We start from the raw sequence: 16,150 nt of genomic DNA, 5'->3' as shown, positions 1-16,150 counted from the left end.
CAGCACCGACTGCCGGAGGCGGTCAACACGATGAGGGCACTGGTCGGCCCTCGCCGTGCGTCACCGCCGTCGGGTCAGCACGAGGACGCGGGAACCGCGGTGGCGGGACCCCGGCCGTCGCCGCCCGGGGCGGGCCGGGTGAAGCGGTAGCACTGGTCGACCGCCTGCCCCGAACTCGACACGACGGCGGAGACGGTCGTCATGTCGCCCTCACGCACCACGCTCTTGACGTCGAAGGAACCCCGCCCGGTGGGGTCGAGGGCATTCTGTACCCCGGCGCGCGTCAAGTCCCCGGCGTACATGCTCGAGATGCGCTGCAGCGCCAGACGGACCCTGTGGCCGATCTCTGTGCCCGGACGGCACACGTCGTCGTCCCGCTCGGAGATCCTCGACGTCCAGGCCTGGCCGGGGCGGTAGGTGTAGGTGAAGACGAAGCACCGGGTCACCTCGACGGGCCCGCCACCGGGGAGCAAGAGCCTGTTGTCGTACTGGGCGGTTCTCGCGTCCGTGGCGGTGAACTCGCGACGGGACGCGTCGTAGGCGATCACGGGAGCCTCGGTGTGCCGCCAGACCACCTCGGTGAGGGCGTCGGCGTCGGTGGTGCCGCTCGTGCCGAGTGCGCGGGCCGTGTCGTGAGCCGTGGCACGGGCCTGCTTCCCGATGGAGGCGAACGCCTTCTCGTCGCGCTCCCTGTTGACGTTCCCGTCGTGCCAGGCCCGGTACCACAGCCAGGAGACGACGATGCCGAGAACGACGATCAAGGCCGTCAGCATGGTCAGGCAGCCGGTGGTCACGAGGCGGTTCGCCCGCCCCGTGACCACCGCACCGCCGGTTGTGTCAGGTCCCACTAGCTGCCTTTGTATCCGATACCGGCCAGTGCCTGTTCCATGACCCGGGCGTAGCCCGCGGTACCGGCGTTCTTCGGGTGGAACGACTCCAGGCTGGCACAGACGTTCTCCCCGGGCCAGGGCAGGCACGGGACCTGGTTGGCCGGGTCGCCGTCGTGGAAGTCGCCGTCACCGTTCGGGCCGGCGACGACACGGTTGATCCACTCGTCGCTGTCACAGATTCCGTGGCCCTGGAACGCCGGTATCGGATCGGCGAAGGCCACCTTGGTCCCGGCCTTGCTCAGCTCGGCCACCTTGGCTTTCTGCTTGTCCCGGACGTGGTCGGCCAGCTGGTTCAGGGCTTGGTTGCCGGCTGTCACGCACACCGCGTCATTGACCAGGCGCGGATAGCCCATGAGGACGATCTGTGCCTTCGGCGCGGCGACCGCGATGGCGTCGATCAGGCCCCCTGTGTCCAGGACCGCTTGGTCGACTTTGCCCGTGTAGTCGTCCGCGTCGCACACGAAGGTGACGACGTAGCAGTCCGTGATGGCCTTGGTGAAGTTGTCTCCGTCGTTGCCGCCGATGGTCAGCATGACCAGCGTGGTGTCCGGGCTGAGGACTCCGGAGTCGATCTGACTCTTCTCGCGGTAGTTGCCCATCCCTCCCCAGGGTGTGGGATCTCCCGGGGTCAGCTGCGAGGTCTTCGCGCCGGAGCAGCTGACGTCCAGGAAGCTGACGGTGGCACTTCCCTTGTGCGACACATCGCCGATGCTGGTGCTCTGACCGGGCAACTTCATCTTGCGCGGCCAGGAGTTGTCGCTGCGCCGGCACGCGTTCCAACTGCTCTTCCCGTGGCCCCTGTCGGACTCGGGTGAATAGGACCCGGCACCTTCACCGGAGGTGTAGGAGTCGCCCATGGCCACGACCATGTGCTTCGGCTTGCCCGACAGCGGCTGGAAGGCGACGGCGTCCCAGGCGACGTCCTCGTCCGCGGTGCCGTCGTCGGTGGTGTTCGTCAGCTCCACCCGAGGGGTGCCGGTGAAGCGGTAGACGCCGAGTTCGACCCAGGTGTTCTTACTGAAGTGGGTGTTGACGTAGCGGTGGCGCTCACCGCCCGCGACTCCCTTGATCACGTAGTGGGCCTGCTGGGTGTGCGCCCCGGTGTCCGGCAGGTGCGCGTAGACGCGGGCCCACTCGACGCTGCGGTCCAGGGTCCAGGTGCCGTCGATGGTCATCCGGCCGCCGGGGCCGCCGAGATGACCGGCGTCACGGGTGTGCGTGTACCAGAAGTGGCCGCCGTGCCCACCACCGATCTGGTGCAGGTCTCCCTTGGCCTCGTACGGGCCCAGACCCGGGCCGGTCGCCGCGGGGTTGGGATGGAACGTGAACTGGAAGTTCCCTGTGTCGGTGCCCGAGGATCCGCAGGAACTGTGGGTGTCGAGGTTGTCCGGGACGGACTCCACGATCAGCGCCCCGGCCGGGGCGGCACCGCACTCCGGCGTGCCGTGCTTCAGCCGCGTGCCGCGGCCCGGCTCCTCGCGCAGCGTGACGTACTTGATGCTCTCGTTGCCGCAGTCGGCGTCGCAGTTCTTCTTCCACGTCACGTTCGATCCGCGCCACCAGTACTTCTCGTAGCACTTGGCGTCGGGACAGTCCGGCGGGCTGGCGGAGTTGCAGTTGTTGGTGGCGTTGCAGAACGCGTCCAGAGGCGGCTTGACCAGGTCGCGCTGGCCCGGGTTGATCCACCAGGCCGGCCGGAAACCGGCGCTGGAGAACCCGGACTCGCCGGGCCAGTCCTGCCGCCCGTCGGTGGCGTAGGAGTAGCCGGTGTCCATGGACCAGGCGGACCAGCCCATCACCTTCTCCTGGTACGGCCAGTTCTGGGGCTTGGCGGCGTCACGCGGGCTGGACATGAACGGGTGCCGCGAGGCGGGGTAGGACGGGTTCGCGGGGTTGTTGTACCAGCCCAGGCCCCACGGCTTGCCGTCGCCCTTGTTCTCGTTGAAGCCGAGGTTGTAGTTCCACAGCGCGGCGAACCAGTTCTCCGGCTTCGACGGGTCGTCGTTGTTGACGGTGATGGTCTGCCCGGCGGTGTGCACCTGGTTCCACTTGTCCGCCAGGATGTACATCGACGCGGCGATGTTGACCGAGTAGTCCAGAGCAACGGCCTTCTGCTTCGCCGGAGGCAGGGAGGTCTCACCGGGCTTCTCCAGGCCGGCGAGGCGCATGCCGTCGGTGACCTGGCCGACCCCGTAGCCGCAGTCGGACAGGTTCCAGTTGATCCTCCAGTACGCCTCGGACGTCTCCCCCTTGTGCCCGTAGAAGCCCGCGATCGCGGCCTGCGGGTTGCCCATCTGGCCGGGGATGGCACCGCCTTCGGCCTGCCACAGGTTCGACTCCTGGGCGAGTACGCCCAGCAGCACCTGGGCGGGGATACGCGCGCCCGTCTTGCCCTTCAGCGTCGGGGCCGGGAACAGGCCCTGCGGGTCCACGGTACCCAGGCCCGCGCGCCAGCCTCCCTGCTTGATCCACTTCGAGCGCAGCTCGCCGCGGATCGCCATGTTGACGGCCCACTCGACCTGGTTGGGAGTCGGCTGCAGCGCCAGTCCCTTGACGTCGTTACGCGGGATGGAGCACCAGCGGTCCGTGTCGACCGGATTGTGCGGGTCGGGCGCCTGTGCCGCCCGCCCGCTCCTCTCGGGCGCCCGCCCGCTCTTGCCGGCCGCGCCCAGGGCGGGCGAGAAGGACTCCTTGCCCGTGCCGCTGGTGGTGTCGGCGAGCGTCAGGGTGATCTTCTCGCCGGTCGCGGTCGCGACACTGGTCACGGTCGGCGGCGCGGGATCCGAGTCGGTGGGGTCCTGAGACGTGCGCGCCCGCGACGAGGGTTCGGCCTTGGTGAAACCCTTGCCCGCGTTCCCGATCCGGTCCAGGCCCGCACGCACGCCGGGCATCAGCACGGGGTCGACGGCCAGTCGGCCGTGGCTCGACACGTCCGTGTCCGCCGGGACGTCCAGGCGCGCCACCGCGGTACCCGTGAGCTTCGCGTCCGTGGTGTCGCCGGTGAGGAAGGCCCGGCCCTCGGCGCCCTGTTCGAGCGCCAGGTCGCCGAGCTTCCCCGAGCCGAGCGTCGACGGTGTGCCCTGGCCCTTCCACAGCTTGGCGCGCGCCGTGCCGCCACTGTGGTCGAGGAAGGCGATCCCCTCGCTGGTGGGCCGGATGTCGAACGGCACGCTGTCCGCGGCAGCCAGCTTGCGGAGGCTCTGGTCCACGGGGTCGACGTGGACCAGGTGACGGCCGTGGGCGGCGACGAGGCCGTCCTTCACCGGGACGGCCGAGGTCACCTGCCCCGTGACCGTGGTGTCGCCGGTCGTCCTGCCGCCGGTGTCGACGGTGACGAGCCGGGTCTTGCTGTCGCGCGACGCGGTGAACGCGGCCGTGCGCGTCTCGGGGTTGCACGACGGGTCGAAGTAGGCCAGCGAGCCGGTGAACGGCAGCTTCGTGACCCGGCCGGACTTCAGGTCGACGACCGCGGTGAACGCACCGCCCTGCATCAGGTCCGGCTTGTTCGTGAACGTACGCGGCGCGTACACGACCGCGGCGTGATCACGGTCCATGACGCAGGAGTTGCCGATCCACGTGTCCGCCGGCATGCCGGGCTCCGCCAGCGAGGCGACGGTCCGCCACCGGTAGGCGTCCTCGCTGTCCGCCACGAGGACCTTGAAGCCGCCGCTGTCCGCCGCGGTGGTCACGGCCCGGTCCGCCGACGTCTTCCAGCCCTTCCCCAGCTTCTCCCCGGGATCCGGCACCCGCGTGGGCGGATCGGACGACGGCTTCCCGGACGGCTTCGGGTCGGGGGGACCGGTCTCTGCGAACGCCGGCGCGGCTTGTATGAGTCCGGTCAGGACCGCGGTGGCCGCAAGGCCCGCGATCCCGGCACGGCCCGGTCTGCGAACTTTCAACTGCCATCCTCCAATGGGGACTTGTCGAGCACGACTGAGATACCGGCGCGGCCTTCAGGGACACGGAGGCCGCGCCGGTCGACGAACGGCATGCGAATGCCGGTCAGGAGCTGGTCCACTTGAAAGAGGCGTTCTCGTTGTAGACCTTCGAGAACTTGCCGATGGTCTCGTTCGGGCTCAGCACGTCCTGCGCGCCCTTGTAGCCGCTGCGGTAGTAGACGCGGCCGATGTACTTGTAGTGGTCGTTCCTCGCGGATGCGGCGTTGTTCTTGATCTTCTGGTTGGAACCGGGCCACGGAGCGGACGCGCCCATCTGGCAGAACCGCAGGGGGTAGTGGTTGGGGTCACCCGCGCCCGCCTTGAGCGAGCCGAAGTCGTAGACGGAGTAACCGATGTTGCGGTACGAACCCTTCAGGTTCGAGTTGAAGAAGATGTGGAAGGAGAACGCCGACCTCCAGTGATCGTCACATGCGGACGGGGAGTAGAGGTTGTGGTGGTCACCGTCCAGCGCCTGGGCGTTCGGGGACATGGTGAACACGGCGGCGAGGGCGGCACCGACGACTGCGGCCCGCTTGACCGGATGGGACATGATCTGTGATCTCCTGACGTCGTTCGGTGGTCAGTCGAGGGCTCGTGCCTTGGCCACGGCCGTCTTGATGCCGGCCAGCTGCTCATCGAGTGCCGCTCGGCTCTTGCTGATCTCCTGCTCCTGGATGCGGGCTTCGGCGTCGAACCACGTCTTCTCGACGTGGACCTTGTCCCGGCACGCGACATCCGCCACCGCGGTGTCCTTCTCCAGCTCGGTCGCCTCGTCGGCGGTGAGGAAGCGGGAGTCCTCCGCGGCGTCCATCGGCTGGGCGTAGGCGAAGCCCTTGGTCTTCATGCACTCCGACCACTGCTGGAACGCCTTCTGCACTTCGGGTGCCTCACGCGCCGTCTGGTAGGAGTAGCCACCGATCTGATTGACCAGGGGGGACACGGCGAGGCGGGGAACACCGCCGTCCGCCTGGTCGACGCAGGAGCGCAGGACAGCGCGGTCGGTGTCGCCGGACTTGTCCCGGGCGAGGGCGTCGTCGTACGCCTTCTGTGCCGCCGGGTCCGGGTGGTAGCCGTGCGCCTGAGCGTCTTGGGCGTCGTGGATGCCGTACCGCCAGTCGGTCAGAGTCGTTCCGCCGAGGTCCGGGAGATCAGGGGCCGGGGTCCACTCGGGGAAGCCCTTGCCGTCCATGCAGGCGTCGATCAGCTCGTCACGGGTGGCGCCGACCATGCGCGTCTGCGCCTTGGTCGGCGCGAACGTCTCCACGGGCAGCCGCCATGTGGCCGGATCCTCCGGGTCTCCGACGAACGCCTTCGCCACCGGCGCGGCGGTCTCGGCCCGCGTTCCGGAATCCCCCTGGGCGAGGCTGGTGCCCGCGACGGCTACCAGGATCCCGCCGGCCACGGCGAGGGCCGGCAGGGCCAGTTTGGTCATCGGCTTCACGTCTCTGTTCCTTTCTGGTCAGGACTGTTTGCGGGCCGGCCGTTCGGCAGGTCCTTGCAGCACTGTGGTGGGAATGAGGCGATGCGCTCTTGCGCGCGCCTTGCCGGGTCGGCCCGCCACCCGTCGGACGACACCGGGAGTCGGCGAGGGGTGGGGAAGGCTCATGAGGTGATGGGGGAAGGACCCGCTGCGCTGCCCGGAGCAGGGAAGCGGGGCGGGGAAGCGGGCGGTATCCGCACCGCCCGCACCCGGGCGGCGACGCGCGAGTCCCCTGCGGACGGCCGGCGTGCCGCCGGCCGATACGCCGCCGTCAGCGGCGGCCGACGTGGGCGATGCCGCCGCTGTCGGAGATCTTCCCCCTGGCCCATCCGCTTCCGGACGGCGTCCCCACGTGGACCCGGGTCGGCACCGAAGGCGACTGCCGGCATCGTGGCATGACGAACTCCCCTCCCCCGTAGCGGCGCCGGTTCCCCCGGGCGCTCACTGAAGTCGTGCCGTAGCGGGTGGTCATGTCCCGCCGAGCACAGCAGTCACCATAGCCACAGGCCGGCAGCCCGAAACAAGGGTTTACGCCGGGCTCACGCGCCGACTGGCGTGAAGCGGTTGCACAAGAAAGCGCACATTCCGACGCGCTACCTGTGTGATTCCTGTGAACCGTGTGATGCAGGTCGACCGAAAGTCGTCCCTGGAGGTATGGGGTCCGATTGTGAGCGCCACGAGCCGGGACGGCTCTCCCTCGCGGACCTGGCGGACCGGATCACGGCGACCGCGGCGGACACCCGTCCCATGGTTCACCCAAGTTGACGTTTCCACGTCATCCCCCGGCAGGCCGTGCCAGGGTGGTGGACACCAACTCCCCTCCCCCACAGCACTTCAGGGAGCCCCCCATGCTGCGCGGCATCGATGTGAGCGCCTATCAGTCCTCCTCCTACAGCACCGACGGCCTCTCGTTCGTCTTCGTCAAAGCGACGGAGGGACGCTCCTACGTCAATCCCAAACTCGCCGCCCAGACCAAGCGGGCCCGGGACGCCGGGCTGGTCGTCGGCTTCTACCACTTCCTGTGGCCCGGCAACCTCACCGCCCAGGCCGAGTACTTCGTGAGCAAGGCCCCGGACCGGGCGGGCGACATCCTCGCCGTCGACTGGGAGACGACCAGCAACGGAACCCACGCGAGCAACGCCGAGAAGGACCTGTTCATACGGAAGCTGAAGGATCTGCGGCCGGACAACCAGGTCATTCTCTACGCCAACCGCAACTTCTGGCTCCATATGGACACGACGTCCTATGCGGGCGACGGCCTGTGGATCGCCGACTACGTCGCAGCGGGCAAGCCCCGCATCAAGGCCAAATGGCGCTTCCACCAGTACACCGACGACCCGCTCGACAAGAACGTGGCCGACTTCGAGAGCAAGGCGGCGCTGCGGAGGTGGGCGGAGGACGCCTGATCCGTCCACCTCAGAGGTCACGTGTGGGACCGGGGGGCCGCAGCGCACCCAGCCGTTTGCGCAGGCCGCCCGTTCACAGTGCCTGGCCGCGGAACTCCGGCGTGCGCTCCGGGGAGGCCTCCGCCAGGGCCTTCGTGACTCCCTCGACGCCGTCGCGCAGGCCGTAGACCGGGGTGCCGGGCTGCTGGCGCCAGGAGGCGTCGAGGCCGCCCGCGTCGACGGTGTCGAAGCCGAGGGCGTCGATCAGGTCCCGTACCGTGCGCTTGGCCACCTCGTCGTCGCCGGCCACCGGCAGGGCCATCCGGCCGGGGTCGCCGACGGGGAGCGGGCGGTCCAGGATGTCCTGGGCGAAGGTGCCGTTGAACGCCTTGATCACCGGGTGGCCGATGTGCCGTTCCGTCCAGCGGCTCTCGGTGAGGCCGTCGTCCTCGATCCCCGCGATCCTGCCGTCGCGCTGCCGCGGGTAGTAGTTGCCGGTGTCGATGACCGCGACGCCGTCCGCCGCGCCGTCGAGGAAGCCGGAGGGGAGGTCGGGGACCGCCTTGAGCGGGACGGTGACGACGACGATCTCGGCGCCGCGCGCCGCCTCCCCGACCGTCACGGGCGTCGCGCCGGTCTCCTCCGCCAGGGCCGTGAGCGTCTCGGGGCCCCGGGAGTTGGCGACGGCCACGTCATGACCGAGGGCGGTGAGCCGCCGGGTCAGATTGCCGCCGATGTTGCCCGCGCCGATGATGCCGATCTTCATGTCCTCGCCTAGCCCTTCCGGAGCTGGACAGCGCCTCGTGGAGCCTCGTGACCAGGGTCAACCCGAGGGACGGAGGGGCTATTCCGCGCCTGGAGACGGGACCGGCGCACGCCCCTCCGGGCACGGCGAGGGGCCCGGTCCGGCGGTCGCGGACCGGGCCCCTTCGCCGGGCTGTGCCTGGACGGGCTACTTGCTCAGGTAGGCCCAGAACTCGTCGAAGCTCAGCTGCTTGTCGCCGTCGAGGTCGCGGGTCTTGATGACGACCTCGGCGACCGACTCGGTGACGTTCCAGTCGCCCGACTTGGCCAGGGCGCTCTTGAACTCGGCAGCGGTGATGAAGCCGTCACCGTCCGTATCGATCCGCTCGAACTGCTTGCGTGCTTCCTCGATGTCCGCCACCGATCCGCCCCTCATCTCGTGCTGTGCTTCCTGCTGACGCAGGTCTGACGCAGGTCAGGTTAACCGGCCGTGCGGGCCTCCAGCGCGGCGACCACCCAGACGAACTCGTCGCGGTAGGCCGACTCGGGCCCGGCGCCCTTCACGAGGGCCAGCAACTCGCGGTAGCGGGCGACCTGGTGGGTGGCGTGCGACCGCAGCCGGTTCAGCACGGCGGCCGGGTCGGCGTCGCCCAGCAGCTCGTCCAGCACCTCGGCCGCCTCCGGGGAGCCGGGGTCGATGCCGCGCTCGCGGGCCTGTGCTCCCAGCTGCACGAGCCGCCGGGAGAACCACATGGACGCCCCGGCGGGTGCGTCATGAGCGCGATCGGCCGCGTTGAACTCGGCCACCTTGCGCATCTCGGCCCGGAAGCCCGGGTCCTGGAGCATCTCGGCCAGCTCCAGCCAGGCGTCGACCTGCTCGGGGGTGGGGTCCTCGGGCAGGTCGGCGGCGGTGCTCCGCATGCGTTCACGGATCACCGGATCCGCGGTGTCCAGGCCGTGGAACACCTCGTCCACGAACTCCTCCACGATCCGCCGCCGCTCGGCCGCCGACAGCCGCGCCAGTCTGTTCACGAGCGTCATCTCCTCCGCGTCCGAGCCCCGCTCGGCCACCGTCGACAGCACCGCGCGGGTCACCTTGAGCGACCGGATCTGCGCGTCCAGCGCGACCACGTGCGCGGCCGCGACCTGCGCGACGGTGGTCTCACCGGACAGGACCCGGCGTACGTCCGCCAGGCCGAGGCCCAGCTCGCGCAGGGTGCGGACCAGCTCCAGCCGGGCCACGGACGCCGCGTCGTACAGCCGGTAGCCGCCCGCGGACCGGGCCACCGGGGGCAGGGCGCCCTGGTCGGACCAGTAGCGGATGGTGCGCACGGTGAGTCCGGTCACCCGGGCCAGTTCCCCGATGGTGAGCAGTCCGGTGCGGTCGTCGATCATGTCTGCGAGTCTGGACCCTCCATCGGGTGGAGACTCAAGGAGTGCGACGGTGGCGGACGGCCTGCGGGACATACTCGACGCGGCGGCGCACGGCGTCTTCCCGCCGGCGGACGGCGGGACGACGATCGTGCCCCAGCCCTCGCCCCGGGACGCGGGGGTCCTGGCCTTCACGGCCCATTCGGTCGTCTTCACGGACGAGGACCCCGACTGGGTACGCGGCGTCCTCGCCCGCACCGGGTGCGACGTCCTCGCGGCCACGATGAACGCCCGCTTCCTGACGGCCCTGATGGACCGCACGGGGCGTACGTCCGACACGATCGACGTGCTGCTGACGGGCGCGGCGGTGCCCGGGGAGCCGCCGGTCGCGCTGACGGAGGTCGACGACCCCGGGCATCCGCGTGTGGTGTCCGCGATGCGGCGGCGGGACGGCGTGCGGGTGTGGACGACGGACGGCGGAGTGCTCGTGCTGGGCCGCGGCGTGGCCGGGCGCTGGGAGGTCGCCGTCGAGGTGGAGGAGGGGGCGCGGCACCGCGGGGTCGGGCGGCGGCTGGTGTCCGCGGCACGGCGGTTGACCGGGGGCGCGCCGGTGTGGGCGCAGGTGTCGGCGGGGAACGCCCGCAGTCTGCGGGCGTTCCAGGCGGCCGGCTACCGGCCGGTGGGCTCGGAAGCGCTGCTCGTCCCCGGAGCCGTACGTCACCGGAAGACGCCCGTGTGGCCGAGCGAGTAGCGGCCGGGCTGCGGGTAGACCGCGAGGCCGTGCGGGCCGCTGCCGACCGGGATCCGGGCGAGCTGGACCCCGGTGCGGGTGTCGACGGCGTACACCTCGGCGTCGTAGCGGCCGGACAGCCACAGCACCTTGCCGTCGGCGGAGACGCCCCCCATGTCGGGGCTGCCGCCGTCGGGCAGCTTCCACTTCTTGGTCAGCCTGCCCTGGGTGAAGTCGAAGACGGAGATGGTGCCCTCGCCGCGGTTGGTCACGTACATCTCGCGGGAGTCGCGTCCGACGTAGAGGCCGTGGCAGCCCTTCCCGGTGGGCATCAGGACGGGCTCGGTGAACGCGTCGCCGTTCAGCACCCACATGCCGTGGGCCATCATGTCGGCGATGTAGAACCTCTTGCCGTCGGGTGAGATCTTCACGTCCTGCGGCATGGCGCCCTCGAACGGAAGCCGCTGCTGCCCGACGACCTCCATCTTCTCGGTGTCGACCTTGAGCAGTTCGCCGCTGAACTCGCAGGAGACGATGAAGTAGCGGCCGTCGAGGGAGAAGTCGGCGTGGTTGACGCCGTAGCAGGAGACCGGGACGGTCTTCTTCACCTTCATGGTGTGCGGGTCGCGGAAGACCAGCTCGCGGTCGAGGGAGGCCATGACGACGGCGTACCTGCCGTTGGGCGTGAAGTAGAGGTTGTAGGGGTCGTGGACCTCGACGTCCTTGCCCGCCTTGCCGGTCTTCGGGTCGATCGGGGTGAGGGTGTGGCCGCGGTTGTTGTTGACCCAGAGCGTCTTCAGGTCCCAGGAGGGCACGACGTGCTGGGGCTGCCGGCCCACCCGGATCGTGTCGGTGACCTCGTACGTCTTCGGGTCGATGACGGTGACCGTGTCGGACTCGGTGTTGGGGACGTAGACCCGGGACGGGAAGTCCTCGACCACGGGGGACAGCTTGTCGGGGCGGTCGGCGGCGTACACGTCCTCGGGGTCCAGGACGGGCGGCATGCCCGGCAGGCCCTTCACGGGCTTCTTCTCGGGCGGGGCGGGCACGGCGGCCTTGGTGCCGCGCGCCTCGGAGGTCCGTTCCCCGCTGCCGGTGCCGCAGGCAGAGAGGACGGCGAGGGCGGCACCCGCGACCAGGGCGCTCTTGACGAGATGGCGGTGCATTGCACCATTTAATGGGCGGCCCGGAGAGAATCGGGCGATTCGTCCGTCCGGCGACCGGGTGAGGCATCGGGCGCGATCAGCGGTCGGCGACCCGCATCTCGAACCAGGTCGTCTTGCCCCGGGGCAGCAGATCGACCCCCCAGCGGTCGGCCAGCTTGTCGACGAGGAACAGGCCCCGGCCGCTGATGTCCATCTCCTGGACCGGCATCAGGCACGGCAGCCCGCGGGAGGGGTCGCGGACCTCGACGCGGATCCAGCCCCGGCGCCGGTGCAGGCGCAGCCCGAAGACGCGGGCGCCGGTGTGGCGTACGGCGTTGCCGACCAGTTCCGAGACGAGCAGGACCGCGTCCTCGGTGGTCTTGGGGGTGAGTCCCCACTGACGCAGGACCACGACCTGGGTGAGCCGTCTCGCGGTGGCGGCGGACTCGGGGCGGGACGGCAGTGGAACCTCTGCCTCCGTCGGGTTGCCGTACAACTCCAGCGCCTTGAGCGCGTGTTCGTCCTCGACGGTCGGCGACCAGCGCGCCGCGGCCGCATGAGCGTGTCCCCGCGGCTGTTCCATACCCTCCAGCCCCGCCATGCCCCCATCATGGCCGCCCGGAGCGCCACACGGGGCCGTTCCCGGGGAATACGCCCCGGTGAACGGGCGGTGAAACGGCGGTCCTCTGTCATATGCCGGAGACACTTCGAAGCCGCTCGAAGTTCTCCTGACCTGCTGGAACATCCCCTTCCGGAATGACCGGCGGACTCCCTCGACCAGGCGGGCTTAAGGTTGCCTTAAGGCTGGCATAAACCGCCCCATCGAGGGACCCCGGGTCAGACACCGTGTCAATTGCAAGCCTCTGGAGGGAGGTTCAGAGGAACTTCGCCTTGCCCGGCCCCTCCGCCACGAAGCTGCGCATCCCGCGCTCGCGGTCCTCGGTGGCGAACAGACCCGCGAACCAGTTCCGCTCGATCGCGAGGCCGGTGTCGATGTCCGTCTCCAGGCCCGTGTCGATCGACTCCTTCGCGGCGCGCAGCGCGAGCGCCGGGCCCTGTGCCAGCTTGGCGGCCCAGGCGTGCGCCTGCGCGTACACCTCGCCGGCGGGGACGACCCGGTCCACCAGGCCGATCTCACGGGCCTCCTCGGCCTTCACCATCCGGCCCGTGAAGATGAGGTCCTTGGCCTTCGAGGGGCCGACCAGGCGGGCCAGGCGCTGGGTGCCGCCGGCGCCGGGGATCAGGCCGAGCAGGATCTCCGGCTGGCCGAGCTTGGCGTTCTCGCCTGCGATACGGAAGTCCGCGCACAGGGCGAGCTCGCAGCCGCCGCCCAGCGCGTAGCCCGTCACGGCCGCGACGACCGGCTTGGGGATCCGGGCCACCGCCGTGAACGAGTCCTGCAGGGCGCGGGCGCGCAGGACCATCGCGGTGTGGTCCATCTCCTGCATCTCCTTGATGTCCGCGCCGGCCGCGAACACCTTCTCGCCGCCGTAGACCACCACGGCCCGGACGTCCTCGCGCCGCGCGGCCTCCTCGGCGAGTTCCTTCAGCCGGTCCTGCGTGGCGATGTCCAGCGCGTTCATGGGCGGGCGGTCGAGACGGAGCGTGCCGACGCCTTCAGCGACTTCGAGAGAGACGGTCATAGGCAGCAGGTTAACCACGACTAACGGGTGAGGCCCCGGTGCGGTCCGTCACACCGGGGCCCTCTTGTCAGCGGCGGAAAACTACTTCTTCCACTTCTCCCACGCCATGTTCCAGCCGTTGAGCCCGTTGTCCGGGTCGACGGTCCGGTCCTCGGAGTTCTTGACGACCACCACGTCGCCGACCATCGAGTGGTTGAAGAACCACGCGGCGGCCACCTTCTTGTCCCAGCCGCCGCGCACGTCGCGCAGGCCGATGCAGCCGTGGCTCGCGTTGTAGTTGCCGAAGGCGCCGCCGGCCCAGTAGTTGCCGTGCAGGAAGGTGCCGGAGGTGGTCAGGCGGACGGCGTGCGGGACGTCCTTGATGTCGTACTCGCCGCCGTAGCCGACGGTCTCGCCGTTCATCCGGGTCACCGTGAGCATCTCGCTGATGACCATCTGGCCGTTCCAGGTCTCCATGCCGGGCTTGCCGGTGGTGACCGGGATGGTCTTGACGACCTTGCCGTCGCGCATCACCTTCATGGTGAGCTTCTTGGCGTCGACGACGGAGACCTGGTTGCGGCCGATGGTGAACTCGACCTTCTTGTCCTGCTCGCCGTAGACGCCGGAGCGGCCTTCGACGCCGTCGAGGTTCAGGTCGACGGTCACCTTGGTGCCGGGCTTCCAGTACTTCTCCGGGCGGAAGTCGAGGCGGTCGTTGCCGAACCAGTGGCCCTCGACGTCGACGGCCGGCTCCGTCTTGATGCGGATGGCCTTCTCGACGTCCTCCGGGTGGGTGATGCCCCGCGAGAAGCGGACGGAGAACGGCATCCCGACGCCGACCTTGGAGCCGTCCTCGGGGGTGAAGGTGCCGATGAAGGTGTTCTTCGGGGTCAGCGTGGTGAAGCCGGCGTCCTCCGCGGCCGTGCGGCCCTCGGAGTCCTTGGCGACCGCGTGGACCGTGTACTTCGTGGCACCTGCCAGGTGGGTGGACGGCGTCCAGCTGGCGCCGTCCTTGGATATCTCGCCGTCGACCTTCTTGCCCTCGGCGTCCTTGACCTCGACCTCGGTCAGCTTCCCCTTGGCGGCGGTGACCTTCAGCGCACCGCTCGTGTCGACGGACTTGGCGCCGTCCTCGGGGGTGATACCGACGACCGCCTCGGACTGCTTGCTCTGCGCGGCCTCCGAGTCCTTGCCCTTGCTGTCGCTCCCGCCGGAACCGGAGCCGGTGCCCCCGCCGCCGCACGCCGTGACGGCGAGCAGCAGCACGCCGAGTATCAGCGCGAGCACTCCGTTCCTGCGCCCAACCGACGCCCCCGATATCGGTCGCCCGTTCAAGTGGTTCTCCCCTCCCCGGGCCTGGTCAGGCCCGCACGCGCACCCGCGCGTCCCCCGCGCGTCGGCGAATAGTAACCACAGGTCGGACGGCACCGGAGGCCCGCGATTGTCACCGTTCGGTCCCAACAGATCACCGGGTCAACCGGCCCCCCTGTCCGGCTACTTCACGGCACTGCCCGCCTTCCATGCGTTCCAGTCCATATTCCATCCTCCGAGCCCATTGTCGGGAGAGACCTTTTTGTCATTGCTGTTGACGACTTCGACGACGTCCCCGATGAGGCTGCGGTCGAAGAACCAGCCGGCCGGGGTGTCCGAGCCGCCGCCCTTCACATCACGCAGTCCGATGCATCCGTGACTGACGTTGGTGCGGCCGAAGACGGTGTGGTGCGCCCAGTAGTTGCCGTGCAGGAAGGTGCCGGAGCCGGTCAGGCGCATCGCGTGCGGAACGTCCGGGATGTCGTACTCGCCCTTGCCGTCGCGCTTCTTGAAGCCGACCGTGGCGCCGTCCATCCGGGTCACGTCGAGCATCTCGGTCACCACCATCTTGCCGTTGTACGTGGCCGTCCTCGGGGCGCCGGCCGTGACCGGGACGGTGGCGAGGGTCTCGCCGTCGCGCCGGACCTCCATGGAGCGCGCGGCGACGTCGACCACGGAGACCTGGCTGCGGCCGACGGTGAAGGAGAACGTCTTGTGCTGCAGGCCGTAGACGCCGGGCGCCCCCTCGACGTCGCGCAGGCGCAGGGCGACGGTGACCTGGGTGCCGGGTTTCCAGTAGTCCTCGGGGCGGAAGTCGAGGCGTGTCCTGCCGAACCAGTGCGGGCGGATCTCGACGGCCGGGCGGGCGGTGACGCGCACCGCACGTTCGACGGCGGCGCGGTTCGCGATCTGCCGGTTGAACTCCAGGGAGACGATCATGCCGGTGCCGACCGTGGCACGGTTCTCCGGGGCGACGTAGCCGATGAAGCGTTCCTCGGGGACGTAGGTGGTGAAGGTGGTGCGCCGGGCCGAGCGGCGGCCGTCGCCGTCCACGGCCACCGCGTCGACGGTGTACTTGGCGGCCAGCGCGAGCCGCTGCTCGTCGGGTTCCCAGGTCAGGCCGTCGGCGGAGAGGCGCCCGGGCACCGGGGACTCCTGCGCGTCCTGTGACCTGACGACCTTCACCTTCTCCAGCCGGCCGTCGGGCACGTGCACGCGCAGCCGCTTGCCGGGGCGCACTCCCCTGCTGTCGTCGCCGGGCGAGACCTTGATGACGTCCTCGGGCGCCGGGGGCGCGCCGAACGCCCCGGCAATCCATCCCGCGTCGTCCGAGGTACAGCCCGTGGCCCCGGCGAGGAGCCCTGCCCATGTCACTACGGCGGCCAGCGCGGCCCTCGCGCGCCGCGCGCGCCCTTGTACGTGCCTCACGAGGTGCCCAACGACCGGCCGTGTCCCCGGAAACGACCATGCCCGCCCCCGGGGAAACGTGAGTGCGAGCCACGCTCTGGGCAGAACAGTGGGGAGGACGACGCGC

General features: G+C 70.0%; 14 protein-coding genes. 2 read left to right on the top strand and 12 right to left on the bottom strand.

Features of this window, described 5'->3' with window-relative positions:
- Positions 1–74: 74 nt before the first annotated feature.
- The 4 genes from RFN52_RS28175 to RFN52_RS28160 all read right to left on the bottom strand — a co-directional run bounded on the left by RFN52_RS28175 (position 75) and on the right by RFN52_RS28160 (position 6,269).
- Positions 75–848: a hypothetical protein gene (locus RFN52_RS28175; RefSeq protein WP_184850199.1), complete on the bottom strand. Its 774-nt coding sequence runs from the start codon at positions 846–848 to the stop codon at positions 75–77.
- Positions 848–4,789 (bottom strand): SGNH/GDSL hydrolase family protein, encoded by a 3,942-nt coding sequence (locus RFN52_RS28170; RefSeq protein ID WP_311241075.1) that lies wholly within the window; start codon positions 4,787–4,789, stop codon positions 848–850. The genes RFN52_RS28175 and RFN52_RS28170 overlap by 1 nt, the downstream gene beginning before the upstream one ends.
- A 103-nt stretch (positions 4,790–4,892) precedes the next feature.
- On the bottom strand, positions 4,893–5,378 hold the full coding sequence (locus RFN52_RS28165) for a hypothetical protein (RefSeq protein ID WP_184850197.1): 486 nt from the start codon (positions 5,376–5,378) through the stop codon (positions 4,893–4,895).
- A 30-nt stretch (positions 5,379–5,408) separates the two neighbouring features.
- Entirely contained in the window at positions 5,409–6,269 is an 861-nt protein-coding gene (locus RFN52_RS28160; protein WP_184850195.1) for a hypothetical protein, read from the bottom strand.
- An 887-nt stretch (positions 6,270–7,156) separates the two neighbouring features.
- Here RFN52_RS28160 and RFN52_RS28155 point away from each other — a divergent pair.
- Positions 7,157–7,714: a GH25 family lysozyme gene (locus RFN52_RS28155; RefSeq protein WP_184850194.1), complete on the top strand. Its 558-nt coding sequence runs from the start codon at positions 7,157–7,159 to the stop codon at positions 7,712–7,714.
- A 73-nt stretch (positions 7,715–7,787) separates the two neighbouring features.
- Here RFN52_RS28155 and RFN52_RS28150 read toward each other — a convergent pair whose 3' ends face one another.
- The 3 genes from RFN52_RS28150 to RFN52_RS28140 all read right to left on the bottom strand — a co-directional run bounded on the left by RFN52_RS28150 (position 7,788) and on the right by RFN52_RS28140 (position 9,832).
- The gene (locus tag RFN52_RS28150; protein WP_184850192.1) at positions 7,788–8,459 is read right to left on the bottom strand and encodes an NADPH-dependent F420 reductase; all 672 of its coding nucleotides are present in this window, start codon (positions 8,457–8,459) and stop codon (positions 7,788–7,790) included.
- A gap of 186 nt (positions 8,460–8,645) precedes the next feature.
- A complete protein-coding gene (locus tag RFN52_RS28145; RefSeq protein ID WP_184850190.1) occupies positions 8,646–8,858 on the bottom strand; it encodes an EF-hand domain-containing protein in 213 nt (70 codons plus the stop codon).
- Between the two features lie 59 nt (positions 8,859–8,917).
- On the bottom strand, positions 8,918–9,832 hold the full coding sequence (locus RFN52_RS28140; RefSeq protein ID WP_184850188.1) for a helix-turn-helix domain-containing protein: 915 nt from the start codon (positions 9,830–9,832) through the stop codon (positions 8,918–8,920).
- Positions 9,833–9,881: 49 nt separating this feature from the next.
- On the opposite strand from RFN52_RS28140, the gene RFN52_RS28135 reads away from it, so the two are divergent.
- Positions 9,882–10,559 (top strand): GNAT family N-acetyltransferase, encoded by a 678-nt coding sequence (locus tag RFN52_RS28135; protein WP_184850186.1) that lies wholly within the window; start codon positions 9,882–9,884, stop codon positions 10,557–10,559.
- Here RFN52_RS28135 and RFN52_RS28130 read toward each other — a convergent pair.
- The 5 genes from RFN52_RS28130 to RFN52_RS28110 form a co-directional block, all read right to left on the bottom strand.
- Positions 10,526–11,704 (bottom strand): YncE family protein, encoded by a 1,179-nt coding sequence (locus RFN52_RS28130; RefSeq protein ID WP_184850184.1) that lies wholly within the window; start codon positions 11,702–11,704, stop codon positions 10,526–10,528. The genes RFN52_RS28135 and RFN52_RS28130 overlap by 34 nt on opposite strands.
- A gap of 76 nt (positions 11,705–11,780) precedes the next feature.
- Positions 11,781–12,428, bottom strand: coding sequence for an ATP-binding protein (locus tag RFN52_RS28125; protein WP_229856989.1), 648 nt, complete (start codon positions 12,426–12,428; stop codon positions 11,781–11,783).
- Between the two features lie 130 nt (positions 12,429–12,558).
- On the bottom strand, positions 12,559–13,326 hold the full coding sequence (locus tag RFN52_RS28120) for an enoyl-CoA hydratase/isomerase family protein (protein WP_184850180.1): 768 nt from the start codon (positions 13,324–13,326) through the stop codon (positions 12,559–12,561).
- An 81-nt stretch (positions 13,327–13,407) separates the two neighbouring features.
- Positions 13,408–14,640: a L,D-transpeptidase gene (locus tag RFN52_RS28115; RefSeq protein WP_184850178.1), complete on the bottom strand. Its 1,233-nt coding sequence runs from the start codon at positions 14,638–14,640 to the stop codon at positions 13,408–13,410.
- 159 nt (positions 14,641–14,799) lie between these two features.
- Entirely contained in the window at positions 14,800–16,044 is a 1,245-nt protein-coding gene (locus RFN52_RS28110) for a L,D-transpeptidase (protein ID WP_184850176.1), read from the bottom strand.
- Between the last annotated feature and the right edge of the window lie 106 nt (positions 16,045–16,150).

It is taken from the genome of Streptomyces collinus, assembly GCF_031348265.1.
Taxonomy (GTDB): domain Bacteria; phylum Actinomycetota; class Actinomycetes; order Streptomycetales; family Streptomycetaceae; genus Streptomyces; species Streptomyces collinus.
This window is presented reverse-complemented; position numbering and strand designations above follow the sequence as displayed.